This window comes from Pseudomonas sp. TUM25319, from assembly GCF_056388475.1.
Map to the genome: position 1 here is coordinate 5,773,344 of NZ_CM150751.1, position 25,213 is coordinate 5,798,556.

A 25,213-nucleotide genomic window follows, 5' to 3' on the forward strand; every position below is an offset into this window, starting at 1 on the left:
CATGTCGAGATTCTTTATCGATCGCCCGATCTTCGCCTGGGTGATCGCCCTGGTGATCATGCTGGTCGGCGCGCTGTCGATCCTCAAATTGCCGATCAACCAGTACCCGAGCATCGCGCCACCTGCGATCGCCATCGCCGTGACCTACCCGGGCGCCTCCGCGCAGACCGTGCAGGACACCGTGGTCCAGGTGATCGAGCAGCAGCTCAACGGTATCGACAACCTGCGTTATGTCTCGTCGGAAAGTAACTCCGACGGCAGCATGACCATCACCGCCACCTTCGAGCAGGGCACCAACCCTGACACCGCACAGGTCCAGGTCCAGAACAAGCTGAACCTGGCCACCCCGCTGCTGCCGCAAGAAGTGCAGCAACAGGGTATCCGTGTGACCAAGGCTGTGAAGAACTTCCTGCTGGTGATCGGTCTGGTGTCCGAAGACGGCAGCATGACCAAGGACGACCTGGCCAACTACATCGTCTCCAACATGCAGGACCCGATCTCGCGGACCGCGGGCGTCGGTGACTTCCAGGTGTTCGGTGCCCAGTACGCCATGCGTATCTGGCTCGATCCGGCCAAGCTGAACAAGTACCAGCTGACCCCGGTTGACGTGAAAACCGCGGTCGCCGCGCAGAACGTCCAGGTGTCTTCCGGTCAGCTCGGCGGCCTGCCCGCCCTGCCCGGCCAGCAACTGAACGCCACCATCATCGGCAAGACCCGCCTGCAGACCGCCGAGCAGTTCGAGAAGATCCTGCTCAAGGTCAACCGCGACGGTTCGCAAGTGCGCCTGGGCGACGTTGCCCGCGTCGGCCTGGGGGGTGAAAACTACGCGGTCAGCGCCCAGTTCAACGGCAAGCCGGCGTCCGGTCTGGCGGTGAAACTGGCCACTGGCGCCAACGCCCTGGATACCGCCAAGGCGCTGCGCAAGACCATTTCCGACCTCGAGCCCTTCTTCCCGCCAGGCATGAAGGCCGTGTTCCCGTACGACACCACGCCGGTGGTGACCGAATCCATCAGCGGTGTGATCCACACCCTGATCGAAGCGATCGTGCTGGTGTTCCTGGTGATGTACCTGTTCCTGCAGAACTTCCGCGCCACGGTGATCACCACCATGACGGTGCCGGTGGTCTTGCTGGGTACCTTCGGCATCCTCGCGGCGGCCGGTTTCAGCATCAACACCCTGACCATGTTCGGCATGGTGCTGGCCATCGGCTTGCTGGTGGACGACGCCATCGTCGTGGTGGAAAACGTCGAGCGGGTGATGTCCGAAGAGGGACTGTCACCCAAGGAAGCCACCAAGAAGTCCATGGGCCAGATCCAGGGCGCACTGGTGGGTATCGCCCTCGTGCTCTCGGCGGTACTGCTGCCAATGGCATTCTTCGGCGGCTCCACCGGGGTGATCTACAAGCAGTTCTCCATCACCATCGTCTCGGCCATGGCCCTGTCGGTACTGGTGGCGCTGATCTTCACCCCGGCGCTGTGCGCCACCATGCTCAAACCGCTGAAAAAGGGCGAGCACCACACCGCCAAGGGCGGCTTCTTCGGCTGGTTCAACCGCAACTTCGACCGCAGCGTACGCAGCTACGAGCGTGGCGTAGGCAACATGCTGCGCCGCAAGGCGCCGTATCTGCTGGCCTACCTGCTGATCGTGGTGGGCATGGTCTGGCTGTTCACCCGTATCCCGACCGCGTTCCTGCCCGAAGAAGACCAGGGCGTACTGTTCGCCCAGGTGCAGACCCCGGCCGGCTCAAGCGCCGAGCGGACCCAGGTGGTGGTCGACCAGATGCGCGAATACCTGCTGGACAAGGAAGCCGATACCGTGGCTTCGGTGTTCACCGTGACCGGCTTCAACTTCGCCGGCCGTGGTCAGAGCTCGGGTATGGCCTTCATCATGCTCAAGCCGTGGGGCGAGCGCTCCGCCGAGAACAACGTGTTCAACCTGGCGGCCCGCGCCCAACAGCACTTCTTCAGCTTCCGCGACGCCATGGTGTTCGCCTTCGCCCCGCCTGCAGTACTGGAGCTGGGTAACGCCACCGGTTTCGACGTGTTCCTGCAGGACCGTGCCGGCGTCGGCCACAACAAGCTGATGGAAGCGCGCAACCAGTTCCTCGGCCTGGCCGCGCAGAGCAAGATCCTCTCGGCAGTGCGCCCGAACGGCCTGAACGACGAACCGCAGTACCAGTTGACCGTCGATGACGAGCGCGCCAGTGCCCTGGGCGTGACCATCTCCGATATCAACAACACCCTGTCGATCGCTCTCGGTGCCAGCTACGTCAACGACTTCATCGACCGCGGCCGGGTCAAGAAGGTGTACATCCAGGGCGAAGCCTCGTCGCGGATGAGCCCGGAAGACCTGCAGAAGTGGTACGTACGCAACGCAGCCGGCGAGATGGTGCCGTTCTCGTCCTTCGCCAAGGGCGAATGGATCTACGGTTCGCCCAAGCTGTCGCGCTACAACGGCGTCGAAGCGGTGGAAATCCTCGGTGCACCGGCGCCCGGCTACAGTACCGGTGAAGCCATGGCCGAAGTCGAACGCCTGATCGCGCAACTGCCGGACGGTATCGGCTACTCCTGGACCGGCCTGTCCTACGAGGAGCGCCTGTCGGGCTCCCAGGCGCCGGCACTGTATGCCCTGTCGCTGCTGATGGTGTTCCTCTGCCTGGCCGCACTGTATGAAAGCTGGTCGATCCCGATCGCGGTCATGCTGGTGGTGCCACTGGGGATCATCGGTGCGCTGCTGGCCACCAGCCTGCGCGGGTTGTCCAACGACGTGTACTTCCAGGTGGGCCTGTTGACCACCATCGGTCTGGCGGCGAAGAACGCGATCCTCATCGTCGAGTTCGCCAAGGAACTGCACGAGCAGGGCCGCAGCCTGATCGACGCGGCGATCGAAGCCTGCCGCATGCGTCTGCGCCCGATCATCATGACCTCGCTGGCCTTCATCCTCGGCGTAGTACCCTTGGCTATCGCCAGCGGCGCAGGTTCGGGCAGCCAGCACGCTATCGGTACGGGCGTGATCGGGGGCATGCTGACCGCGACCATCCTGGCCATCTTCTGGGTACCGCTGTTCTTCGTAAGCGTGTCGTCGTGGTTCGGCAGCAAAGCGCCGAAAGAGGACGCCACACCTGAAACTCCACGCTATGAGGCTGGGCAATGACCAAGTCCCTGATATCCCTGGCGGTCACCGCGTTCATCCTGGGCGGATGCTCGCTGATCCCCGAGTACAAGACCCCTGAGTCGCCGGTGGCGGCCCAGTGGCCGGCGGGCCCTGCGTACTCGCCGACCGAGTCGGCGCAGGTGGCTGCGGCCGAGCAAGGCTGGCGCCAGTTCTTCCACGACCCGGCACTGCAGCAACTGATCCAGAGCTCGCTGGAAAACAACCGCGACCTGCGGGTCGCGGCACTGAACATCGACGCCTACCGCGCCCAGTACCGTATCCAGCGCGCCGACCTGTTCCCGGCAGTCTCTGCCACGGCCAGCGGCTCGCGCCAGCGCACGCCAGCGGACATGTCGCAGACCGGCGAGTCGACCATCAGCAGCCAGTACTCGGCGACCGTCGGCGTCAGCGCCTATGAGCTGGACCTGTTCGGCCGGGTTCGCAGCCTGTCCCAACAGGCCCTGGAAACCTACCTGTCCAGCGAGCAGGCGCGCCGTTCGACGCAGATCGCCCTGGTGGCCAGCGTCGCCAACGCCTATTACACCTGGCAGGCCGACCAGGCCCTGCTCAAGCTGACCGGCGAGACCCTCAAGACCTACGAGGAAAGCTTCAAGCTGACCCAGCGCAGCAGCGACGTTGGCGTGGCCTCGGCGCTGGACCTGAGCCAGGCCCGGACCGCCGTCGAAGGCGCCCGGGTCAAACTGGCGCAGTACCAGCGCCTGGTCGCCCAGGACCTCAACAGCCTGACCCTGCTGGTCGGTGCCGGCCTGCCGGGCAACCTGCCGGCAGCACTGCCGCTGGACGGCGACCTGCTGGCCGAAATGCCGGCCGGCCTGCCATCGGACCTGCTGACCCGGCGTCCGGACATCATGGAAGCCGAGCACCTGCTCAAGGCGGCCAACGCCAATATCGGCGCAGCGCGGGCGGCGTTCTTCCCGAGCATCAGCCTGACCGCCAACGCCGGCACCCTGAGCCCGGACCTCGACGGCCTGTTCAAGGGCGGTTCCGGCACCTGGCTGTTCCAGCCGCAGATCAACCTGCCGATCTTCAACGCCGGCAGCCTCAAGGCCAGCCTGGACTACTCGAAGATCCAGAAGGACATCAACGTCGCCAAGTACGAGAAGACCATCCAGACCGCCTTCCAGGAAGTCTCCGATGGCCTGGCGGCGCGGCAGACCTTCAACGATCAGTTGCAGGCCCAGCGCGACCTGGTCGCCGCCAACCAGGACTACTACCGCCTGGCCGAGCGTCGCTACCGGATCGGCGTGGACAGCAACCTGGTGTTCCTCGACGCCCAGCGCAACCTGTTCAGCGCGCAGCAGTCGCTGATCACCGACCGGCTGTCGCAACTGGTCAGCGAGGTCAACCTCTACAAGGCCCTCGGTGGCGGCTGGTACGAGCGCACCGGCGACGCGCAACGACAGCAGGCTTCAGCGAACTGACCGGAGCGAGCTGCAAGCTGTAAGCCATAAGCCGCAAGAAAAAGCAGTCCACATCAGGGCTGCTTTTTCTTTTTCCGCCCACCGTCCCCTCAAACAACTCCGATCCGCTTTTTCTTGCCGCTTGCAGCTCAAACAAAAGTAACCATTCAGTTAGTGTTCGATAATCGCCCATTTCCCGCTGTAACGAATTGATTCACCCCCGCCCGCCGCAGCACCATCCTCCTGCCGCTTTTGCAAAGCACACCCCCAAAGACGCAATCCTGCCTGTGACCCTTTTCAGTCGCAGCGGACGGTTTCGGCTTACATAAAAACAAGAGACACACTGACGATGAACACTCCGCACTCCGCACGACACCTGCTTCCCGGCGTTCTCGCCATGACTTGCGCCTTCCCCGCCCTCGCCGCCGAAAGCGGTTTCCTGGAAGACGCCAAGGCCACGCTGAACCTGCGCAATTTCTACATCAACCGTAACTTCGTCGATCCGGCCAACGCCCAGGGCAAGGGCGAGGAATGGACCCAGAGCTTCATCCTCGACGCCAAGTCGGGCTTCACCCAAGGCACCGTCGGCTTCGGTGTCGACGTGCTCGGCCTGTATTCGGTCAAGCTCGACGGCGGCAAAGGCACTGCGGGCACCCACCTGCTGCCGGTGCACGACGATGGCCGCCCGGCCGATGACTTCGGCCGTCTGGGCGTGGCGCTCAAGGCCAAGGTCTCGAAGACCGAACTGAAAGTGGGCGAATGGATGCCGGTGCTGCCGATCCTGCGCTCCGACGACGGTCGTTCGCTGCCGCAGACCTTCCGCGGTGGCCAGGTCACGTCCCAGGAAATCGACGGCCTGACCCTGTACGCCGGCCAGTTCCGCGGCAACAGCCCGCGCAACGACGCGAGCATGGAAGACATGTTCATGAATGGCCGCGCCGGGATTACCTCCGACCGCTTCAACTTCGCCGGGGGTGAATTTACCTTCAACGAGAAGCGCACCCTGATCGGCCTGTGGAACGCCGAGCTGAAAGACATCTATCAGCAGCAGTACATCAACCTGGTCCACAGCCAGCCGCTGGGTGACTGGACCCTGGGCGCCAACCTCGGCTACTTCATCGGCAAGGAAGATGGCTCGGCACGGGCCGGCGACCTCGACAACCGCACCGCATCGGCCATGCTCTCGGCCCGCTACGGCGGCAACACCTTCTGGGTCGGTCTGCAGAAAGTCAGCGGCGACGATGCCTGGATGCGGGTCAATGGCACCAGCGGCGGCACCCTGGCCAACGACAGCTACAACTCCAGCTTCGACAATGCCCAGGAACGTTCCTGGCAGGTGCGTCATGACTACAACTTCGCCGCCCTCGGCGTTCCTGGCCTGACCCTGATGAACCGCTACATCAAGGGTGACAACGTGCACACCGCGACCGTGGACGACGGCAAGGAATGGGCGCGGGAATCGGAACTGGCCTACGTGATCCAGTCCGGTGCGCTGAAGAACCTGTCGATGAAATGGCGCAACTCGACCATGCGCCGGGACTACAGCACCAACTCGTTCGATGAGAACCGCCTGATCATCAGCTATCCGATCAGCATTCTCTAAGGCTTCAAATGCGCCATCGCCGGCAAGCCGGCTCCCACAGTAGGAGCTGGCTTGCCAGCGATGCTGTCTGACCGTCAGGCCCCTTTTACCGTCCGGCTGCGCTCCCCGCGCACACTCACCGGCACATCCCCCTGCAACGTCACCCGGCGCACCACGCGCCCCTGGGTGCCGTAGTCATCCACCGCGTAGTGCTGCGTCGCGCGGTTGTCCCAGATCGCCACGTCCCCCGCCTGCCAGCGCCAGCGCACGGTGTTCTCCAGGCGCGTCACATAGCCTTGCAGCAGGCTGAACAGGTGCTGCGAGTCGTTCTGCGAATACCCCTTCAGACGCTTGACGAAGTGTCCCAGCAGCAGGTGTTTCTCGCCGCTCACCGGGTGCACACGGACCACCGGATGCTCGGTTTCGTACACCGTGGAGGTGAATACCTTCCGGTAGCTTTCCAGTTGCTCCAGGGTGACGTTGGGCTTGGCCCCGGCGTAGTCGTATTCGTTGCTGTGCACCGCCCAGAGTTCCTCGGCCAGCGCCTTGAGCGCCGGCGACAGGTCCTGGTAGGCGCTGGCGGTGTTGGCCCAGACAGTGTCGCCACCGGAAGCCGGTGCTACCACCGAGCGCAGGATCGACGCCTTGGGATAGGCGTCGACGAAGGTCACGTCGGTGTGCCAGGAGTTGGCGCGGCGCCCTTCCCCGCCGTCCAGTTCCAGCAGGTAGCGTGTGCCGTCGCGCACCGGCACCGTGGGGTGGGCGATCGGCTCGCCGAGCAGGTGGGCAAAGGCTTCCTGGCCCTGGTCGTCGAGGTGATGCTGGGCACGGAAGAACAGCACCTTGTGCTCCACCAGTGCAGCCTGGATGGCCTCGATCACGGCGGAGTCGAGGTCGGCGCTCAGTTGCACGCCACGGACTTCGGCGCCGATACGACCGGCGACCGGGTGAATGTCCAGTGCCTGGATGACTGGAGTTGCGGCGAGTGCGGCATTGCTCATGGTTCAAACCCTCATTGGCTGGCGACACGGGAAGTGGTCGTTGAAGCGGCGCTCTATCGTTATGCAAATAAGCTCTAACAGATAAATAACTGCTTCATTGACGGAATAAGAGCTTGCATTTAAAACCCCAGTCTCCTGTGGCGGCAAATACCTTCGCCCTATTTTTCAAATGCCGGGAATGCATATGGATCTCCGTCAATTGCGCTACTTCATCGCGCTCAACGAACACCGCAGCTTCGTCCGCGCCGCCGAGGCCATGGGCATCACCCAGCCGGCCTTCAGCCGCAGTATCCAGGGCCTGGAGCAGGAGTTCGGTTGCGTGCTGGTAGACCGGGGCAACAAGGACCTGCGCCCCACCCCCGAGGGCCAGGTGGTGCTGCAGCACGCCCTGCGCCTGGTGCAGGGCGCGGCGCAACTGAGCAGCGAAGTGCTGCAGATGACCAAACTGGACGCCGGCGAACTGCGCTTCGGCTGCGGGCCGGCGCCGGCGGCGGAACTGGTGCCGAGAGCGCTGGCGCAGTTCGTCAATGCCCACCCGAAGGTGCGCACCCGCTTGCAGGTGGACAACTGGGAAAAGCTCAGCCGCGCGCTGAACCGTGAAGAGGTGGAGTTTTTCGTCGCCGATATCCGACATTTCGAAGCCGATCCGAATTTCCAGACCCAGCCCCTGACGCCCCGTCGCGGGCTGTTCTTCTGCCGTCCGGGACACCCGCTGCTGGGCAAGGACAGCCTCTCCACCAACGATATGTTCGACTACCCGCTGGCCACCTCGCTGATCCCGCCCGGGGTGCGCAAGCTGCTGGCCAACCTGAGCGGCAAGACCGACTTCTCGCCCCAGGTGCAGACCGAGCATCTGCCGACGCTGGTGCGGGTGGTGCTGGACAGCAACGCCATCGGTATCGGCACCGAAGAAGCGTTTTCCGGGCATATCCGCCGAGGCGAACTGGTGCAGTTGCACTGGCGCAACCTGCCCACTCACCTCGACAGCCTCAGCGCCCGCTGCGGCATCGTCAGCCGCAGCGGTTACCGCCTGTCACCGGCGGCACGGGCGATGATCGAAACACTGGTCACTCTTGACCGCCAGCCTGTGCCACAGGAACTGGCCGGATAGCCTGGGGCGCCAGCCATTGGCTGACCTGGAACGGCTTGCGGATCAGCCGTTCCTTGGCCGCCAGGTCCACCGAAGCCTGCAGACGCGTGAGGAAGGGCTCATCGAGGGTGGCCGGGAAGATCTGGCTCAGGTGCTCATCCTTCAGGTCGTGGGTGAGGATCGCCGGCGGGTAGCTGGCGCGGGACGACACCAGTTGCACGTAGGCGTCCTTGTTGGCGTCGGTGGTCAGCCACTGCACCGCCGGCTGCTGCGCGGCGAGGAACTTGGCCACCACCTCGGGATGCGCATCGACAAAGGCGCCGGACGCCACCAGCACCGCCTGCACGTTGCCGGCGCCGCCAAGGTCGCGGGTGCTCAGCGGCAGTTCGGCAAGGCCGCGTTCCTTCAGCGCGGTGATGCCGGTGGAGCCCCAGGTGGCGTCGATCTGCTTCGCCGCCAGGGCGGCGATGGCGGCGTTGAAATCGAGGTTGATGACTTTCAGGTCTTTCTCGCTCAGGCCCTGGCTGGCCAGCGCGGCGTCGAACGACAGTTGCGTGGCGGTGCCACGGAACACCGCCACACGCTTGCCCTTGAGGTCCTGCAGGGTCTTGATACCGCTGCCCGGCGTCACGCCCAGGTAGTGCTTGACGCCCCGTGCGGTCGCCGCCAGCAGGCGGGTATCGACGCCGTTGGCCTTGCCGATGATCGCCGCCAGATCGCCCAGGTAGGCGAAGTCCACCTGGCCGTTGGCGAAGGCTTCGTTGATCACCGGCCCCGCGCCCTTGAAGTAGTTCCACTGAATGCTGATGCCATCGGCGGCGAAGGCTTTTTCCAGCAGTTGCTGTTCCTGCAGCACATCGGTGATGCCACCACCGGAATGCTGGGTGCCGGCGCTCAGGTCGGGCACGGCGATGCGGATCTGCCTGAGCTCGGCCCCCAGTGCCTCGGCAGGCAGCCAGCCAACGACAGCGGCCAGGGCGGGGACGGCGAACAGGCTGAAAACACGGTTGAGGGACAGGTTCATGGCACGCGGCTCCTTGTAATGGTGACGCCACGCTAACGACATTCCGGACCGCAAGTTAAATACTAAGAAATTACATTTTAATAACCATAAAACATATAAGCCTTGGACACGGCGTCTCACCGGGACATGCATGAGACGCACGGAAAATATGCTTCGAATGCATTGGCCGCGTGTTTGGCCATGGGCTTTAAATGCACGTTCTTATTACCCGATCGAATGTAATCAATTCGAATTAGACCCATAAGAAATAAGCAAAGAACCGCCTGTACAGCCGACCACGGAGGTCTACATGGCCCACGCTTCCCGCTCAGCCTTGCCGCTGGCCGCCACGCCCGCCCCACGCGCTATCAACCGCCTGCCGTGGCAACGCCTGAACGCCTGGTACCTGCCGCTGGCCCTCGCCGCCTTGTGGTGGCTGGCCAGCCGCAACGACTGGATGAGCGAACAGATCCTGCCGCCGCCTTCGCTGGTGTGGAGCAGCGCCGTCGAGCTGGCCCACGGCGAACTGTGGCTGCACCTGGGCATCAGCCTGTGGCGACTGGCCCTGGGTCTGGTGCTCGGGGTCGCCGTCGGTGCCGCGCTGGGCGCCTGGCTGGGTTTCAGCCGGCGCAGCGAGCGCCTGGTGCTGCCGACCTTCAACGCGCTCGCGCAAATCCCGACACTCGCCTGGATTCCCCTGTTCATGGTGCTGTTCGGCATCGGCGAAGCGCTGAAGCTGGTGGTGCTGGTCAAGGCGATCGTGGTGCCGGTGACCCTGCACACCCTGGTTGGCGTGCGTGATGCCCAGCCCCGTCTGCGCGAAGCGGCCGCGGTGCTGCGCCTGCCGCCGCGGCTGTTGCTTACCCGACTGATCCTGCCCGCCGCCCTGCCCTCGTTCTTCGCCGGCCTGCGCCTGGCCCTGGCCACCGGCTGGACCTCGCTGCTGGCGGTGGAACTGCTGGCCTCCAGCGAAGGCCTCGGCTACCTCATGGTCTGGGCCCGGCAGTTGTTCATGCTGGATATCGTCTTCGTGTGCATCGCGGTGATCGGCGTGCTCGGCCTGGTGATGGACCGCAGCCTCGGCTGGCTCGACCGCCGCCTGCTGCACTGGCCGCACCCGGCCACCGCCGAGCTGCGGGTGCAACGGTTGCATGGCAGCCAGCGTCTGCAGGCGCTGATCCTGCCGCTGGCGCTGCTGGCTTTGTGGCAACTGGCGAGCAGCCTGGGCTGGGTCGATGCCAATATCCTGGTCGCGCCGCTGACGGTGCTCGATACGCTGGTCAACGGCCTTGGCGATGGCAGCCTCAGTGGCTCATTGGCCACCAGCGTCGGCCGTACCCTCGGCGGCCTGTTGCTGGGCGGCGGCCTGGGCTTCTTCCTCGGCCTGCTGCTGGGCCTGTCGCCCCGCGCCGAATCCCTGCTCGGCCCGAGCCTGTCCGGCCTGCGCCAGATCGCGATCTTCGCCTGGGTACCGCTGCTCACCGCCTGGTTCGGCCTCGGTGAGCTGGCGAAATGGGTGTTCGTCGCCCTCGCCGCGTTCTTCCCGCTGTTCATCGCCACCCAGCGCGCCGTCGCTAGCCTGTCGCCGCAACTGGACGAAGCCGCCCGGGTACTGCGCCTGAACGCCGGCCAGCGCCTGCGCCGGCTGGTCTTGCCCAACGCCGCGCCGGGGATCTTCGCCGGCCTGCGCATCGGCCTGATCTACGCCTGGCTCGGCACCATCGGCGCCGAATACTTCATGCCTTCGGGCGGCGGTATCGGCAGCCTGATGATCAGCGCCCAGCAACTGCTGCGCATGGACCAGATCATGGCCGGGATGCTCCTGGTCGGCCTCACCGGCGCCCTGCTCGGCGCCCTCGGACAACATATCGAAGCGCGAGCCACGCGCTGGAGACGCGCATGAACGCACAGGTTTCTTCTCTGGTCAGCTTTCAACAGGTCAGCAAGCGCTTCACCGTCAGCGAGGGCGAGGTCGAGGCACTGCGCGACTTCAACCTCGACATCCGCGAAGGCGAGTTCGTCGCCATCGTCGGCGCCAGCGGCTGCGGCAAATCCACCCTGCTGCGCCTGCTGATCGGCCTGGACAAGGACTATCAGGGCCAGATTCTGATCGACGGCCAGAAGGTAGAAGGTATCGGCAGCGAACGCGGCATCGTGTTCCAGGAGCACCGCCTGTTTCCCTGGCTGACCGTGGCGCAGAACATCGAACTGGGACTGGTCAACGAGGCGCTGGACGCCGCGACCCGACAGCAACGGGTGAAGGCATTTATCGCCCTGGTCGGCCTCGAAGACTTCAGCGCCGCCTATCCGCACCAGCTTTCCGGTGGCATGGCCCAGCGCGTGGCCATCGCCCGCGGCCTGGTGGCGAGCCCGCGCATCCTGCTGCTGGACGAGCCCTTCGGCGCCCTCGACGCCCTGACCCGCCAGCAGATGCAGGACGAACTGCTGGCCATCCGCGCACGCGCGCGCATCACCACCTTGCTGGTGACCCACGACGTCGAGGAAGCGATTTTCCTCGCCGACCGCGTGGTGGTGCTGGAACCGCGCCCGGGCCGCATCAAGCGCGTGGTGGAAATCGACCTGCCGCACCCGCGCCAGCGGGCCAGCCTCGATTTCCATCAATTGCGCGAAACCCTGCTGCACGAACTCACCCGTGACGAGCGCTACCTGCCGACCCCGGCCCCGCGCATCCACGACCTGCCCCTGACCTACCTAGCCTGCTGAGGAGCGACCATGAGCCAACGCCCCAACTTCCTGGTCATCGTTGCCGACGACCTGGGTTTCTCCGACATCGGCGCCTTCGGCGGCGAGATCGCCACGCCCAACCTTGACGCCCTGGCCACTGCCGGCCTGCGCCTGACCGACTTCCACACTGCACCGACCTGCTCGCCGACCCGTTCGATGCTGCTCACCGGCACCGACCACCATATCGCCGGCATCGGCACCATGGCCGAAGCGCTGACCCCGGAACTGATCGGCAAGCCGGGCTACGAGGGCTACCTGAACGACCGCGTGGTGGCCTTGCCGGAACTGCTGCGCGACGCCGGCTACCAGACGCTGATGAGCGGCAAGTGGCACCTGGGCCTGACCGCTGAGCTGGCGCCTCATGCCCGTGGTTTCGAGCGTTCCTTCGCCCTGCTCCCTGGCGCCGCCAACCATTACGGTTTCGAGCCGACCTACGACGAAAGCACCCCGGGGCTGCTCAAGTCCACGCCGGCGCTGTATATCGAAGACGACCGCTTCATCGACGCACTACCGGAGGATTTCTATTCCTCCGACGCCTTTGGCGACAAACTGCTGCAGTACCTCAAGGAACGCGACCAGAGCCGACCGTTCTTCGCCTATCTGCCGTTCTCGGCGCCGCACTGGCCCTTGCAGGCGCCGGCCGAGGTGGTCGAACGCTACAAGGGCCGCTACGACGCCGGCCCCGAAGTGCTGCGCCAGGAGCGCCTGGAAAAACTCCGCGCGCTCGGCCTGATCGCCGCCGACACCCAGGCCCATCCGGTGGACGGCCAGTGGCAGGCGCTGAGCGAAGAACAGCGCCAGCGTTCGGCACGGTCGATGGAGGTCTACGCGGCGATGGTCGAGCGCATGGACTGGAACATCGGCCGGGTACTGGATTACCTGCGCAACCAGGGGCAACTGGACAACACCCTGATCCTGTTCATGTCCGATAACGGCGCCGAGGGTGCGCTGCTGGAAGCCTTCCCCAAATTCGGTCCGCACCTGGCCAGCTACCTGGACCAGCACTACGACAACAGCCTGGAGAACATCGGCCGGGCCAACTCCTACGTCTGGTATGGCCCGCACTGGGCCCAGGCGGCCACCGCGCCGTCGCGGCTGTTCAAGGCGTTCACCACCGAAGGTGGTATCCGTGTGCCGGCGCTGGTGCATTACCCGGCACTGAGCCGGCAGAAGCAGATCAGCCACGAATTCAGCACCGTCATGGATATCACCCCGACGCTGCTCGACCTGGCTGGCGTGCGCCATCCCGGCACGCGCTGGCGCGGTCGCGAGGTGGCGCCGTTGCGGGGCAAATCGTGGCTGGGCTATCTGTCGGGCGAGACCGAGCAGGTGCATGACGAACACACCGTCACCGGCTGGGAGCTGTTCGGCCGCCGGGCGATTCGCCAGGGGCACTGGAAGGCGGTGTACATTCCCGGGCCCGTGGGGCCGGCGACCTGGCAACTGTATGACCTGAGTCGTGATCCGGGGGAGATTAATGACCTGGCACAAGCGCAGCCGGCGAGGCTGGAGGCGTTGCTGCGGGAATGGCAGAAGTACGTGGAAGAGACGGGCGTGATCCTGAGCCAGTCTCCGTTCCAGCCCGATTGATGGGTTGTTCTATCAGGTCACTGGCCATCTCTGAGGGAGCGGCTTCAGCCGCGATCGACGGCGCAGCCGTCGTAAAACCTGAATCCGCGATTCATGCGGGATACCCGGGACTCAGGTTTTATGGCCGCTACGCGGCCAATCGCGGCTGAAGCCGCTCCTACAAGGTTTGCTTGAGCCCCCTATCTCCCCGCCAACTGCTCCAGCCGCGCCAGATCGAGAATCTCGATCTCGCCATAACTCAAGCGCACCGCGCCGTCCTGCTCGAGTCCCTTGAGAATCTGGTTGGTGGTCTGCCGCGACAGCGACAGCATCAGCGCCAGTTGCTCCTGGGACAACTGCAGCACCCGCCGCTCGCCGTCCACATCGCCGTAGCCCGCCGCCATCTGCAGCAAACGGAACGCCAGGCGCGGCGCCGCGCCCTTGAGGCTCTGCTGTTCCAGGGCGACGAAGGCCAGGCGCAGCTTGTGGCTCATCAGCAGGGCGAACTCGCGCCAGTAGCCCGGCTCGCGCTCCAGTAGCTCCAGCAACATCCCGTGGGGCACTCGCAACAAGGTGGTCGGCCCTTCGGCAAACGCATCGTGGGTCCGCGGTTGCCCATCGAACAGGCAGATCTCGCCAAACCAGTGCGGCGCCTCGATCAACGTCAACAGCGCCTCCTTGCCCTCGGCACTCACCGCACCGATGCGGATCGCCCCGCCAAGCACCGCGTACAACCCGCAGGGCGCATCACCCCGCTGGAACAGGCGCTCCCCGGCGGCCAGGGTCCGCAGCCGGGCAGCGGCCAGCAGGCTATCCTGCAAGGCAGGCGAGAGCTGGCGGAACCAGTGGCCGTGCAGGAGTTGTTCGCGCCAGGTGGAGAGATCGTTCATTGCCGCCTCGAATAAAGGACTCTGTCGGGCAGGCGACAGACTGGCGCCGTTACACGGAGCAAGCTCAAGTCACCCCAACAAGAGGAATAACAATGAAAAACCTCGTTGAACATTTGAGTCAATACGCCAGCTACCACCGTGATCCCCGCAACATCGCCACCCACTTCGTCGGCATCCCGATGATCGTGGTGGCCGTGACCGTGCTGTTGTCGCGACCGGGCGTGGAACTGGGCGGCCTGTGGCTGTCGCCGGCCTTCGCTGCGGCGCTGGCCTCGGTGTGGTTCTACCTGCGCCTGGACCTGCGTTTCGGCGTAGTGATGAGCGCGCTGCTCGGGGCCTGCCTGTGGGCCGGGCAGGCGCTGGCGGTGCAGAGCACGTCAGTGTGGCTGGTGGCCGGTCTGGGACTGTTTTTCGTCGGCTGGGTGATCCAGTTCGTCGGGCATTACTACGAGGGGCGCAAACCGGCGTTCGTCGACGATATCAGCGGGCTGATCGTCGGGCCGTTGTTCGTGGTGGCGGAACTGGCGTTCATGCTGGGGCTGCGGCCTGAGCTGAAGGCGGCGGTGGAGCGCAATGCGGGGCCTGTGGCGATTCGCGAGAAGAAGGCTGTCGTCTGAGCTGATGGCCTCATCGCCGGCAAGCCGGCTCCCACAAGGTTGTGTGTGGGAGCCGGCTTGCCGGCGATAGGGCCCTTGAGGTCAGGCCCGGGACTCGACCCCCAGCTCATCCCACACCGACTCCGCCAGGTGGAAGGTGGCATTGGCCGCCGGAATGCCGCAGTAGATTGCGCTCTGCATCAGCACTTCCTTGATCTCGTCGCGGGTCACGCCGTTGTTGGCGGCAGCGCGCAGGTGCAGTTTCAGCTCGTCGTTGCGGTTCATGCCGATCAGCATGGCGATGGTGATCAGGCTGCGGGTATGCCGCGGCAGGCCCGGACGGGTCCAGATATCACCCCAGGCATGCCGGGTGATCATTTCCTGGAACTCGCTGTTGAACTCGGTCAGGTTGGTCAGGCTGCGGTCCACGTGGGCATCGCCCAGTACCGCGCGACGCACTTGCATGCCGGCGTCGTAACGTTGTTTCTCATCCACGAAAGCAGCTCCTCAACGGGCCAGCAGAAAGTCGATGACGCGGCGGCTGAACGGCTCGCCCACTTCGACGTTGGACAGGTGCGCCGCCTGGAACTCGGCGTATTCGGCACCGGCGACATGCTCTTGGATGAACAGGCTGCCCGACGGTGGGGTCACGGCGTCAGCACTGCCGGCGATGGCCAGCAGCGGTACCTTGATCTCGCCCAGTTGGTCGCGGAAATCGGCATCGCGCACGGCGGCGCAGTTGGCCGCGTAGCCTTCCGGCGAGGTGGCGGCAAGCATGTCGGTGATGCGCTTGGCCGACTCGGGGTTGGCCTCGGAGTACGCCGGGGTGAACCAACGGGCGATGGACGCATCGCGCAGGCCGACCATGGCTGCCTCGCGGTCACGCAGCACGGTTTCGATACGCGGGTTCCACACCTCCGGCGAGCCGATCTTGGCCGCCGTGTTGCAGACGATCAGGCGGTTCAGCCGCTCGGAGGCGTTGATGCCCAGCCACTGACCGATCAGGCCGCCCATGGACAGGCCGCAGAAATGCACCTTGTCCAGCTTCAGCGCGTCCAGCAGTGCCAGCACGTCGCGGCCCAGTTGCTCGATGCTGTACGGACCTTCGGTCACCAGCGAATCGCCGTGGCCACGGGTGTCATAGCGCAGCACGCGGAAATGCGCGGTGAAGGCCGGGATCTGGGTGTCCCACATGTGCAGGTTGGTGCCCAGGGAGTTGGACAGCACCAGCACCGGCGCGCCTTCAGGGCCTTCGAGCTGGTAATTCAGAACGCCATCGGCGAGTTGTACGCTTCCCACAGCAGCCTCCTTCAGGCTTTGAATCGTTGATGTTCAGCCACCGCACGCTCGACCCAGGCACGGGCCTGACCGAGGTAGTGGGCCGGGTCCAGCAGACGGTCGAGTTCGTCCGCCGACAGTTCGGCAGTCACCTGCGGGTCGTCGCCCAGGACGGCGCGCAGGTGGCGTTGCTCGGCGACCGCGCGCTTGCAGCAGGTCTCCAGCAGATGGTGGGCGGCATCGCGGCCCAGGCGTTGGGCCAGGACGATGCTGACCGCCTCGGCCAGCACCAGGCCCTGGGTCAGGTCGAGGTTGCGGCGCATGCGCGCGGCGTCCACTTCCAGCCCCTCGGCGATGATCCGCGCCTGGCGCAGCGCACCGGACACCAGGCAGCAGATGTCCGGCAGGGTTTCCCATTCGGCGTGCCACAGGCCGAGGCTGCGCTCGTGCTCTTGCGGCATGGCCGAATACAGTGTGGCCAGCAGGCCCGGCACCCGGGTCGCCGCGCCGATCAGCACGGCAGCGCCTACCGGGTTGCGCTTGTGCGGCATGGTCGAGGAGCCGCCCTTGCCCGGCGCCGAGGGCTCGAAGACTTCACCGGCCTCGGTCTGCATCAGCAGGCTGACGTCACGGCCGAGCTTGCCAAGGGTGCCGGCGATCAGGCCGAGCACCGCGGCGAACTCCACCAGGCGGTCACGCTGGGTGTGCCAGGGCTGCTCCGGCAGGCTGAGGTTCAGTTGCTCGGCGAGCGCTTCGGCCACCGGGAGGGCCTTGTCGCCCAGGGCCGCGAGGGTGCCGGACGCGCCGCCGAACTGCAGGGTCAGCAGGCGCGGCTTGAGCTCCTGCAGGCGCTGGCGGTGCCGGGTCAAGGCGCCGAGGGTGCCGGCGAGCTTCATGCCCAGGGTCACCGGCGTCGCGTGTTGCAGCCAGGTGCGGCCGGCCAGCGGTGTGTCGGCGTGCGCGCTGGCCTGTCTGGCGAGGGTGTCGGCCAGGTGTGCGACCTCGCCGTCGATCAGGGCCAGGGCATCGCGCAGTTGCAGGACCAGGCCGGTATCCATGGCGTCCTGGCTGGTGGCGCCCAGGTGCACGTAGCGTTCGGCCTCGGCGACGCCGCTGGCGATTACCTTGCCCAGCGCCTTGACCAGCGGGATCGCCGAGTTGCCGGCGATGCCGATGGCTTCGGCCAGAGCCGCGTAATCATAGCGCTCGGCCTGGCAGGCCAGTTCGATGGGCGCGACCACCACAGCCGGAATCACCCCGACAGCCGCTTCGGCGCGGGCAAGGCCGGCTTCGAAATCGAGCATGCCCTGGATGCGACCCCGGTCGGAAAAGATCTCGCGCATATCGGGCGCAGTGAAGTAGGCATCGAACAACTGGTTGCCCGGTCGTGGAGTCATGACAGGTCCTTCAAGAAGGCGCGCCCGTCTAGGGCGCGCCGGCAGGTCAATGATCGTGGTGCAGGTAGGCCGCCTGTTTCGGCAGGCGCAGGCTGAACAGGAAGGCGATCGCCATCATCGCGGTAACGTACCAGTAAAAGGTGTTTTCCATGCCCATGGATTTCAGGCCCAGGGCCACGTATTCAGCCGAGCCGCCGAACACCGCGTTGGCCACCGCGTAGGCCAGGCCCACACCCAGCGCCCGCACCTGTGGCGGGAACATCTCGGCCTTCACCAGGCCGCTGATGGAGGTGTAGAAACTGACAATGCACAGCGCCAGGGTAATCAGCACGAAGGCCAGGAACGGGCTGGTGACGGTCTTCAACGCCAGCAGGATCGGCACGGTGAAGATCGTGCCCAGGGCACCGAACAGCAGCATCGAGTTACGCCGGCCGATACGGTCCGAGAGCATGCCGAACAGCGGCTGCATGCACATGTACAGGAACAGCGCACCGGTCATGATGAAGCTGGCGGTCTTGGCGCTCATCCCGGCAGTGTTCACCAGGTATTTCTGCATGTAGGTGGTGAAGGTGTAGAAGATCAGCGAGCCGCCGGCGGTGTAGCCGAGCACGGTGATGAAGGCTGCGGTGTGGTTGCGGAACAGCCCGGCGATGCTGCCGGCTTCCTTGTCGTTGCGGGTTTCGGCGCTGCTGGTTTCTTCCAGCGAGCGGCGCAGGAACAGCGAGATCACCGCCGCAATCGCCCCCACCACGAACGGAATGCGCCAGCCCCAGGCACGCAGTTCGTCCTCGGTCAGAACCTGCTGCAGGATCACCACCACCAGCACGGCGAGCAACTGGCCGCCGATCAGGGTCACATACTGGAACGAGGCGAAGAACCCGCGCTGGCCGCGCAGCGCCACTTCGCTCATGTAGGTGGCGGTGGTGCCGTACTCGCCGCCCACCGACAGCCCCTGGAACAGCCGCGCCAACAGCAGCAGCGCCGGCGCCAGGGCACCGATGCTGGCGTAGGTCGGCAGGCAGGCGATCACCAGCGAACCCGCGCACATCATCAGCACGGAAATCATCATCGAATTCTTGCGGCCATGACGGTCGGCGATACGGCCGAACAGCCAGCCACCGATCGGGCGCATCAGAAAGCCCGCAGCGAACACGCCGGCGGTGTTGAGCAATTGCACCGTGGGATCGTCGGAAGGGAAAAACGCCGGGGCAAAATAGATGGCACAGAAGGCGTAGACGTAGAAGTCGAACCACTCGACCAGGTTGCCCGAGGACGCACCGACGATGGCGAAGATGCGTTTGCTGCGTTCTTCGCCGGTGTAATAGCTTGAGGTCATGACTGCTTACTCCTGGAGGGTATCACTGAGTCTAGACACACTCGGTAACACTCTCGTTCCGCGGGCAATCACCCCGGACAACCGGCCTTGCGTGGAGGCCGCCCGTCCGGGGTCATTGGTTTTACACGCGCTCGATAGCCAGGGCCAGGCCCTGTCCGACGCCGACGCACATGGTCGCCAGCCCCTTGCGGCCACCGGTTTTTTCCAGGTGGTGCAAGGCGGTGAGGATCAGTCGCGCACCGCTCATGCCCAGCGGATGGCCGAGGGCGATGGCGCCTCCGTTGGGGTTGACCTGCGGAGCATCGTCAGCCAGACCGAGGCCGCGCAGCACTGCCAGACCCTGGCTGGCGAAGGCTTCGTTGAGTTCGATCACGTCGAAATCGGAAACCGCCACACCCAGGCGCTCGGTGAGCTTGAGCACCGCCGGCACCGGGCCGATACCCATCACCCGTGGCGCCACACCGGCGCTGGCCATGCCGAGCACGCGGGCGCGCGGAGTCAGGCCGTGTTTTTTCACCGCTTCGGCCGAGGCGAGGATCATCGCCGCCGCGCCGTCGTTGACGCCCGAGGCGTTGCCGGCGGTGACGGTCTTGTCCGGGCCGTTGACCGGCTTGAGCCTGGTCAGGGCCTCCAGGGTGGTCTCGGCGCGAGGATGTTCATCCTGCTCGACGACGGTCTCGCCCTTCTTGTGGGCAATACGCACCGGCACGATCTCTTCGGCGAAGAAACCGGCAGCCTGGGCCGCGGCGGTGCGCTGCTGGCTGCGCAGGGCGAAGGCGTCCTGGTCGGCGCGGGAGACGTTGTAGTCATCGGCCACGTTGTCGGCGGTCTGCGGCATGGCATCGACGCCGTACTGGGCTTTCATCAGCGGGTTGATGAAACGCCAGCCGATGGTGGTGTCTTCCAGTTTCATGTTGCGCGAGTAGGCGCTGTCGGCCTTGCCCATGACGAACGGCGCACGGGACATCGACTCGACGCCGCCAGCAATTGCCAGCTCCATCTCGCCGCTGGCGATGGCGCGGAAGGCCGTGCCCACCGCATCCATGCCCGAAGCGCACAGACGGTTGAGGGTCACCCCCGGCACGCTTTCCGGCAGACCGGCCAGCAGCAGCGCCATGCGCGCCACGTTGCGGTTGTCTTCACCGGCCTGGTTGGCGCAGCCGAGGAACACTTCGTCGATCTGGTCCCACTGCACGGTCGGGTTGCGCTCGATCAGCGCCTTCAGCGGCACGGCGGCCAGGTCGTCGGCGCGCACGCCGGCCAGGCCACCGCCGAAGCGGCCGATAGGGGTACGAATCGCGTCGCAGATGAATACGTCACGCATCACGCTTCTCCTGGTGCCTGGCCGTGGGCCTTGGCGGTGCGGGCTTCGAGGTCGCGCAGGGCACCCAGCTCGACCTCGGTCGGGGCGACGGTGGTTTGCACGTCATCGGCAAAACGGATCGCCCAGCCGGTGGCGGCGACGATCTGCTCGCGGGTCACGCCCGGGTGGATCGAGGTGACGACGAACTCATTGGTGCCGGCTTCCGGCTCCATGATGCACAGGTCGGTGATGATGCCCACCGGCCCTTCGCCCGGCAGACCGAGGCGCTTGCGCGAATCGCCGCCTTCGCCATGACCGACGGAGGTGATGAAGTCCAGCTTGTCGACGAAGGCACGCGGCGACTGCTTGAGGATGATCAGCACTTGCTTGGCGGAACCGGCGATCTCTGGCGCGCCACCGGCACCCGGCAGGCGGGTCTTGGGTGCGAAGTAGTCACCGACCACGGTGGTGTTGATGTTGCCGAAGCGGTCGACCTGGGCAGCGCCGAGGAAACCGACGTCGATACGGCCGCCTTGCAGCCAGTAGCGGAAGATTTCGCCGGTCGGCACCACGGTGTCGGCGGTTTCGGCCAGTTCGCCGTCACCGATGGACAGCGGCAGCACGCTCGGCTTGGCGCCGATCGGACCGGATTCGTAGATCAGCACCACGTCCGGCGAGGAAGTCAGGCGGGCCAGGTTGGCGGCCTTGGACGGCAGGCCGATACCGACGAAGCAGACGGCGCCGTTGCGCAGGCGACGAGCGGCGGCGACGGTCATCATTTCATTGGTGGAGTAGCTCATTGTGCAGCCTCCGAAGCGCTGGCCAGTTTTGCCTTGAAGTCGTTGAAGTCGGCGGTGCCGCGGATGTAGTGATCGATCCAGGCGGTGAAGGTCTCGCGACTGCGCGCGATCGGGTCCCAGGCCTGGTAGAAGCGGTTGTCACGCTCGTAGTAGCCGTGGGCGTAGGACGGGTGGGCGCCACCCGGTACCAGGCACACTGCGGACAGGGCCCAGGTCGGCAGGACGCAGGCGTTCATCGGTGCCTGCAGGTCGTCGACGATCTCTTCGACAGTGACGATGCAACGCTTGGCCGCCAGGGCCGCTTCCTTCTGCACGCCGAGGATGCCCCACAGCAGCACGTTGCCCTTGCGGTCGGCTTTCTGGGCGTGGATCACGGTAACGTCCGGACGAACCGACGGCACCGCGGCCAGCACTTCACCGGTGAACGGGCAGGTGACGCTCTTGATCAGCGGGTTGACCTTCGGCAGATCGGAACCGGCGTAGGCACGCAGCACGGCGAACGGCAGGCCGGAGGCACCGGCGACGTAGGCGTTGGCCAGGTCGGCGTGGCTGTGCTCTTCGATCTCGATGGCGTGCGGCCATTGTTTCTCGACGGCGTCGCGCAGACGGTGCAGGGAACCGACACCCGGGTTGCCGCCCCAGGAGAAGATCAGCTTCTTCGCGCAGCCGGCACCGATCAACTGGTCATAGATCAGGTCGGGGGTCATGCGTACCAGCGTCAGATCCTTCTTGCCCTGACGAATGATTTCATGCCCGGCGGCGGTCGGAATCAGGTGTGTGAAGCCTTCAAGGGCAACGCTGTCACCGTCGTGGACGAACTGCTTCACGGCGTCGTGGAGCGAGAGGATTTCAGCCATGGAAGACTCCTGGATGTGCTGAGTCGGGGGTCGGTTTCAAGGCGCATGGGGCGGCGCCGGTATGAATCCAGATTAAGGCGGGGCTGAGTGCCGTTCAATCCGATAATCGGCTTAACGTTCGATTATCGAACGGATTGTTAAAGCGTTAACAAGGGGATATTTGTGGGGTTCTTCAGGGCCCTATCACTGGCAAGGCCAGCTCCCACAAGGCTCTCCGGGCATTCGCAGAATCTGCGCCGGACACGAGTCCTGTCGGAGCTGGCCTTGCCAGCGATGGGCCCTTCAGAGAGTCAAAGGATCAGATATCAGGTCGCATCGGCGTGGCTCACCACGCCCTTCACGATCACCGCCACGGTCGCCAGACCGGCCGGGATCACCAGCGCCGTCAGCACCTGCTCGAAGTTCCAGCCCAACCCCAGAAGGGTCGCGCCCATCCAGGCACCGAGAATCGCGCCGAAGCGGCCGATACCGAGCATCCACGACACACCGGTGGCACGGCCCTGGGTCGGGTAGAAACGCGCCGCCAGCGACGGCATGGCCGATTGCGCGCCGTTCACGCACATCCCGGCGATCAGCACCAGGGTCGCCAACAGCGTGATGTTGCCCAGGCTCTGGCCCACGGCGTAGGCGAACACACCCGCCAGCAGGTAGAAGGTGCCAATGACCTTGTGCGGATTGAAGCGGTCCATGGCCCAACCCACACCGACGGCGCTGAGCACGCCGCCGAACTGGAACAGCGCGCCGATGAAGGCGGCCTGCTCCATGCTCGCACCGCTGTCACGCATCAGGGTCGGCAGCCAGCTGGTCAGCAGGTAGACGATCACCAGGCCCATGAAGTAGGTCAGCCACAGCAGCAGCGTGCCGACGCTGTAGGTGCCGGAGAAGATCACCGCCAGCACATTGCGGCTCTTGACGATTTTCTGCTCCGGCACGGTGAAGGCACTGGCCTGGGCCACGGTCGCTGGCTCGATGGGCGCCAGGGTCTTGCGGATCTTCTCGATGCCGCGGTTGCGCACCACCAGGAAACGCGCCGACTCCGGCAGCCAGAACACCAGCACCACCGCCAGCAGCAACGGCAGCAGGCCGCCGATCAGCAGCAGGCTGTGCCAGCCGTAGGCCGGGATCAGCTTGGCGGAGATGAAACCGCCGCCGGCCATGCCCAGGTTGAAGCCGCAGAACATGCTGGTCACCAGCAGCGACTTCAGACGCTCGGGGGTGTACTCCGACAGCAGCGTGGTGGCGTTGGGCATGCCGGCGCCGAGACCCAGGCCGGTCAGGAAGCGCAGCACCAGCAACTGATCGACGTTGGTGCTGTAGGCCGACGCCAGACTGAAGGCACCGAACAGCACCACTGCGCCCACCAGCACCACCTTGCGGCCGAAGCGGTCAGCCAGCGGGCCGGAACCCAGGGCACCGAAGACCATGCCGATCAGTGCGGCGCTCATCACCGGGCCCAGGCTGGCGCGGTCGATGCCCCAGTCCTGGGACAGCGCCGGAGCGATGAAACCCATGGCAGCCGTGTCGAGGCCGTCAAGGAAAACGATCAGGAAACACAGGATCACCACGCGCCATTGGTAGCGCGACAGGGGCTGGGCATTGATGAACGACTGGACATCCAGGGGCGTTCCGATTGGGGCGTGCGGACTGTTCATTATTTTTTTATCCAGAGAAGCGCGCGCGAGCACCGTGCAGGCGTGCGCGTGAGTAGCGAAAGCGGATCAGTGTAGTCAGGGGTGAATCAGGGACGTGCGCATCGTCGGCAGGGAGACGGGCAGCAGGAGGAAGGCGTGCGGGTCATAAGGGATGTCTCTCGCTCATTATTATTGACAGTCGGGGCGGACCAACCTTGCGAGGGACATTAATAAGGCGCCCGACACCGCGCAATTCGATAAACGCAACAGTGTGCGTTTATCGAACAGGATTCAGCGGCTCAGGCAAAAAGCTGCGCGCTGAGGTCGCGACTGGCAGCGAGCATGATCGGCAGGAAACGCTGCTCCAGCTCGCTGCGGCTGACCCGGCCGGCGTGGGTGCTGACGTTCAGCGCTGCCAGCACCTGGCCGGAAGCATCGTAGACCGGCACGGCAATGGAGCGCAGGCCTTGCTCCAGTTCCTGATCGACGATGCACCAGCCCTGCTGACGCACGACCTGCAGGCACTCCAGCAGCGCCTGCGGATCGTGGATGGTGCGGCTGGTCTTGGCCTGCAGGTCGGCGTGCTCGAGGTATTCGTGCAGGGTCGCATCGTCCAGCGCCGCCAGCAGGATGCGTCCCATGGAGGTGCAATAGGCCGGTAACCGCCCGCCCACGGACAGGTCCACCGAGATGAGCCGCTGCACGGTCGCCGAACGGGCGATATAGAGAATGTCGTCGCCCTCCAGGGTGGCCATGTTGCAGGCCTCGTGGAGCTGGTCGCTCATGCGGTCGAGGTACGGCTGCGCCGATACGGCCAGTGGCGTGGAAGACAGGTAGGCGTGGCCGAGGGTCAGCACTTTGGGCAGCAGCGAATAGGTGCGCCCGTCGGTGGTGGCATAACCCAGCTTGATCAGCGTATGCAGGCAGCGGCGCACCGCCGCCCGCGGGATCTCGGTGCGGTGGCTGATCTGGGCGATGGTCAGGTGCCGCTTGCGCTCCTGGAACGCCTGCACCACCGCCAGCCCCCGGGCCAGAGAGGTCATGAAATCCGGGTCACCGGTAAACGCCTGGATGCGCCGGGCCGGCGACGCCACGATCGGCGGCGCCAGGGACGCGAAGGAACTGCGCACGTTGTCGTTCAGGCCAGGTCCCTTGGGTGTTACTTCATCGCTCATGACTCACCTCGGTCACACACTCACGAGGGCGATTATCGAACCATCGACCGATAATCGCAATTGACCGCTGACCTCAATTGCTTATACCTTTCCCCGGCCACATGTGGCTTCTTGGAGAGACTGGTCAGGTACCCACCGTAGAAGTCCCAGGCACGGCCTCGCTCACCAGCGAGGCCGTTTTTCATTCAATCCCCGGCGGATGGTTTTTCTGCACTTACCGGCGGATATATCCTTCATGCATAATCGTTGGAACCATTGCCCCTTGTTGCAATGTCTATACTTGCAGGACTTGTTTGACCGATACGATTGCGCAACTCGCTTGCTATAATCCGGCAACCGACGCCGCCCGCCCGGGCCAAATCGTGATTGGATCCTCATTTACATA

General features: G+C 65.0%; 20 protein-coding genes. 8 read left to right on the forward strand and 12 right to left on the reverse strand.

All coding sequences use genetic code 11. From position 1 onward, the window contains the following. The first annotated feature begins 1 nt into the window (after nt 1). From ttgB to AC05QJ_RS26045, 3 genes are all read left to right on the forward strand, one after another. On the forward strand, nt 2-3,154 hold the full coding sequence (gene ttgB / locus AC05QJ_RS26035) for a multidrug efflux RND transporter permease subunit TtgB (protein ID WP_476744106.1): 3,153 nt from the start codon (nt 2-4) through the stop codon (nt 3,152-3,154). Next, nucleotides 3,151-4,596, forward strand: a complete 1,446-nt coding sequence (locus AC05QJ_RS26040; RefSeq protein ID WP_476744107.1) for an AdeC/AdeK/OprM family multidrug efflux complex outer membrane factor — start codon at nt 3,151-3,153, stop codon at nt 4,594-4,596. Before ttgB ends, AC05QJ_RS26040 begins: the two co-directional genes overlap by 4 nt. Nucleotides 4,597-4,924: 328 nt before the next feature. Continuing rightward, nucleotides 4,925-6,178, forward strand: coding sequence for an OprD family porin (locus AC05QJ_RS26045; RefSeq protein WP_476744108.1), 1,254 nt, complete (start codon nt 4,925-4,927; stop codon nt 6,176-6,178). Between the two features lie 74 nt (nt 6,179-6,252). Here AC05QJ_RS26045 and AC05QJ_RS26050 read toward each other — a convergent pair whose 3' ends face one another. After that, nucleotides 6,253-7,158, reverse strand: coding sequence for a TauD/TfdA dioxygenase family protein (locus tag AC05QJ_RS26050; protein WP_476744109.1), 906 nt, complete (start codon nt 7,156-7,158; stop codon nt 6,253-6,255). Nucleotides 7,159-7,342: 184 nt separating this feature from the next. Between AC05QJ_RS26050 and AC05QJ_RS26055 the strand changes: the two genes are divergently transcribed. Continuing rightward, nucleotides 7,343-8,269: a LysR family transcriptional regulator gene (locus AC05QJ_RS26055; RefSeq protein WP_476744110.1), complete on the forward strand. Its 927-nt coding sequence runs from the start codon at nt 7,343-7,345 to the stop codon at nt 8,267-8,269. On the opposite strand, the gene AC05QJ_RS26060 is transcribed toward AC05QJ_RS26055, so the two are convergent. Further along, the gene (locus AC05QJ_RS26060; protein ID WP_476744111.1) at nt 8,226-9,272 is read right to left on the reverse strand and encodes an ABC transporter substrate-binding protein; all 1,047 of its coding nucleotides are present in this window, start codon (nt 9,270-9,272) and stop codon (nt 8,226-8,228) included. The genes AC05QJ_RS26055 and AC05QJ_RS26060 overlap by 44 nt on opposite strands. Nucleotides 9,273-9,561: 289 nt before the next feature. On the opposite strand from AC05QJ_RS26060, the gene AC05QJ_RS26065 reads away from it, so the two are divergent. Genes AC05QJ_RS26065 through AC05QJ_RS26075 form a run of 3 tightly spaced genes read left to right on the forward strand, consistent with a single transcriptional unit; the run spans nt 9,562 to nt 13,586 of the window. Further along, the gene (locus AC05QJ_RS26065; protein ID WP_476744112.1) at nt 9,562-11,154 is read left to right on the forward strand and encodes an ABC transporter permease; all 1,593 of its coding nucleotides are present in this window, start codon (nt 9,562-9,564) and stop codon (nt 11,152-11,154) included. Continuing rightward, nucleotides 11,151-11,975: an ABC transporter ATP-binding protein gene (locus tag AC05QJ_RS26070; protein WP_476744113.1), complete on the forward strand. Its 825-nt coding sequence runs from the start codon at nt 11,151-11,153 to the stop codon at nt 11,973-11,975. Before AC05QJ_RS26065 ends, AC05QJ_RS26070 begins: the two co-directional genes overlap by 4 nt. 9 nt (nt 11,976-11,984) lie before the next feature. Next, nucleotides 11,985-13,586 (forward strand): arylsulfatase, encoded by a 1,602-nt coding sequence (locus AC05QJ_RS26075; RefSeq protein ID WP_476744114.1) that lies wholly within the window; start codon nt 11,985-11,987, stop codon nt 13,584-13,586. A gap of 179 nt (nt 13,587-13,765) precedes the next feature. On the opposite strand, the gene AC05QJ_RS26080 is transcribed toward AC05QJ_RS26075, so the two are convergent. After that, nucleotides 13,766-14,455 carry a Crp/Fnr family transcriptional regulator gene (locus tag AC05QJ_RS26080; protein WP_476744115.1) on the reverse strand — a complete coding sequence of 230 codons (690 nt, stop codon included), beginning with the start codon at nt 14,453-14,455 and terminating at the stop codon, nt 13,766-13,768. 92 nt (nt 14,456-14,547) lie between these two features. On the opposite strand from AC05QJ_RS26080, the gene AC05QJ_RS26085 reads away from it, so the two are divergent. Then, the gene (locus AC05QJ_RS26085) at nt 14,548-15,072 is read left to right on the forward strand and encodes an Mpo1 family 2-hydroxy fatty acid dioxygenase (protein ID WP_476744116.1); all 525 of its coding nucleotides are present in this window, start codon (nt 14,548-14,550) and stop codon (nt 15,070-15,072) included. Between the two features lie 81 nt (nt 15,073-15,153). Here the strand turns inward: AC05QJ_RS26085 and pcaC are convergent, their stop codons facing one another. The 9 genes from pcaC to pcaR form a co-directional block, all read right to left on the reverse strand. After that, nucleotides 15,154-15,546 (reverse strand): 4-carboxymuconolactone decarboxylase, encoded by a 393-nt coding sequence (gene pcaC, locus AC05QJ_RS26090; protein WP_095154770.1) that lies wholly within the window; start codon nt 15,544-15,546, stop codon nt 15,154-15,156. 12 nt (nt 15,547-15,558) lie between these two features. After that, entirely contained in the window at nt 15,559-16,350 is a 792-nt protein-coding gene (pcaD, locus tag AC05QJ_RS26095) for a 3-oxoadipate enol-lactonase (protein WP_476744117.1), read from the reverse strand. Nucleotides 16,351-16,361: 11 nt separating this feature from the next. Continuing rightward, nucleotides 16,362-17,726: a 3-carboxy-cis,cis-muconate cycloisomerase gene (locus tag AC05QJ_RS26100; RefSeq protein ID WP_476744118.1), complete on the reverse strand. Its 1,365-nt coding sequence runs from the start codon at nt 17,724-17,726 to the stop codon at nt 16,362-16,364. 46 nt (nt 17,727-17,772) lie between these two features. Next, nucleotides 17,773-19,062, reverse strand: a complete 1,290-nt coding sequence (locus AC05QJ_RS26105) for an MFS family transporter (protein ID WP_476744119.1) — start codon at nt 19,060-19,062, stop codon at nt 17,773-17,775. 121 nt (nt 19,063-19,183) lie between these two features. Next, a complete protein-coding gene (pcaF, locus tag AC05QJ_RS26110; protein WP_476744120.1) occupies nt 19,184-20,389 on the reverse strand; it encodes a 3-oxoadipyl-CoA thiolase in 1,206 nt (401 codons plus the stop codon). Continuing rightward, nucleotides 20,386-21,165: a CoA-transferase subunit beta gene (locus AC05QJ_RS26115; protein WP_476744121.1), complete on the reverse strand. Its 780-nt coding sequence runs from the start codon at nt 21,163-21,165 to the stop codon at nt 20,386-20,388. The genes pcaF and AC05QJ_RS26115 overlap by 4 nt, the downstream gene beginning before the upstream one ends. Continuing rightward, complete coding sequence (locus tag AC05QJ_RS26120; protein ID WP_476744122.1) at nt 21,162-22,022, reverse strand: CoA transferase subunit A; 861 nt, start codon at nt 22,020-22,022, stop codon at nt 21,162-21,164. Before AC05QJ_RS26120 ends, AC05QJ_RS26115 begins: the two co-directional genes overlap by 4 nt. Nucleotides 22,023-22,327: 305 nt before the next feature. Then, complete coding sequence (gene pcaK / locus AC05QJ_RS26125; protein WP_476744123.1) at nt 22,328-23,674, reverse strand: 4-hydroxybenzoate transporter PcaK; 1,347 nt, start codon at nt 23,672-23,674, stop codon at nt 22,328-22,330. 278 nt (nt 23,675-23,952) lie between these two features. Next, nucleotides 23,953-24,828 (reverse strand): pca regulon transcriptional regulator PcaR, encoded by an 876-nt coding sequence (gene pcaR, locus AC05QJ_RS26130; protein ID WP_476744124.1) that lies wholly within the window; start codon nt 24,826-24,828, stop codon nt 23,953-23,955. Between the last annotated feature and the right edge of the window lie 385 nt (nt 24,829-25,213).

What these genes read in the sequence shown, in the direction of transcription:
- AC05QJ_RS26080 (WP_476744115.1), bottom strand. Translation starts at nt 14,455, where the DNA reads ATGAACGATCTCTCCACCTGGCGCGAACAACTCCTGCACGGCCACTGG.
- AC05QJ_RS26045 (WP_476744108.1), top strand. Translation starts at nt 4,925, where the DNA reads ATGAACACTCCGCACTCCGCACGACACCTGCTTCCCGGCGTTCTCGCC.
- ttgB (WP_476744106.1), top strand. Translation starts at nt 2, where the DNA reads ATGTCGAGATTCTTTATCGATCGCCCGATCTTCGCCTGGGTGATCGCC.
- pcaK (WP_476744123.1), bottom strand. Translation starts at nt 23,674, where the DNA reads ATGAACAGTCCGCACGCCCCAATCGGAACGCCCCTGGATGTCCAGTCG.
- AC05QJ_RS26050 (WP_476744109.1), bottom strand. Translation starts at nt 7,158, where the DNA reads ATGAGCAATGCCGCACTCGCCGCAACTCCAGTCATCCAGGCACTGGAC.
- AC05QJ_RS26120 (WP_476744122.1), bottom strand. Translation starts at nt 22,022, where the DNA reads ATGGCTGAAATCCTCTCGCTCCACGACGCCGTGAAGCAGTTCGTCCAC.
- AC05QJ_RS26085 (WP_476744116.1), top strand. Translation starts at nt 14,548, where the DNA reads ATGAAAAACCTCGTTGAACATTTGAGTCAATACGCCAGCTACCACCGT.
- AC05QJ_RS26040 (WP_476744107.1), top strand. Translation starts at nt 3,151, where the DNA reads ATGACCAAGTCCCTGATATCCCTGGCGGTCACCGCGTTCATCCTGGGC.
- AC05QJ_RS26105 (WP_476744119.1), bottom strand. Translation starts at nt 19,062, where the DNA reads ATGACCTCAAGCTATTACACCGGCGAAGAACGCAGCAAACGCATCTTC.
- AC05QJ_RS26100 (WP_476744118.1), bottom strand. Translation starts at nt 17,726, where the DNA reads ATGACTCCACGACCGGGCAACCAGTTGTTCGATGCCTACTTCACTGCG.
- AC05QJ_RS26115 (WP_476744121.1), bottom strand. Translation starts at nt 21,165, where the DNA reads ATGAGCTACTCCACCAATGAAATGATGACCGTCGCCGCCGCTCGTCGC.
- AC05QJ_RS26055 (WP_476744110.1), top strand. Translation starts at nt 7,343, where the DNA reads ATGGATCTCCGTCAATTGCGCTACTTCATCGCGCTCAACGAACACCGC.
- pcaR (WP_476744124.1), bottom strand. Translation starts at nt 24,828, where the DNA reads ATGAGCGATGAAGTAACACCCAAGGGACCTGGCCTGAACGACAACGTG.
- AC05QJ_RS26070 (WP_476744113.1), top strand. Translation starts at nt 11,151, where the DNA reads ATGAACGCACAGGTTTCTTCTCTGGTCAGCTTTCAACAGGTCAGCAAG.
- AC05QJ_RS26060 (WP_476744111.1), bottom strand. Translation starts at nt 9,272, where the DNA reads ATGAACCTGTCCCTCAACCGTGTTTTCAGCCTGTTCGCCGTCCCCGCC.
- AC05QJ_RS26075 (WP_476744114.1), top strand. Translation starts at nt 11,985, where the DNA reads ATGAGCCAACGCCCCAACTTCCTGGTCATCGTTGCCGACGACCTGGGT.
- AC05QJ_RS26065 (WP_476744112.1), top strand. Translation starts at nt 9,562, where the DNA reads ATGGCCCACGCTTCCCGCTCAGCCTTGCCGCTGGCCGCCACGCCCGCC.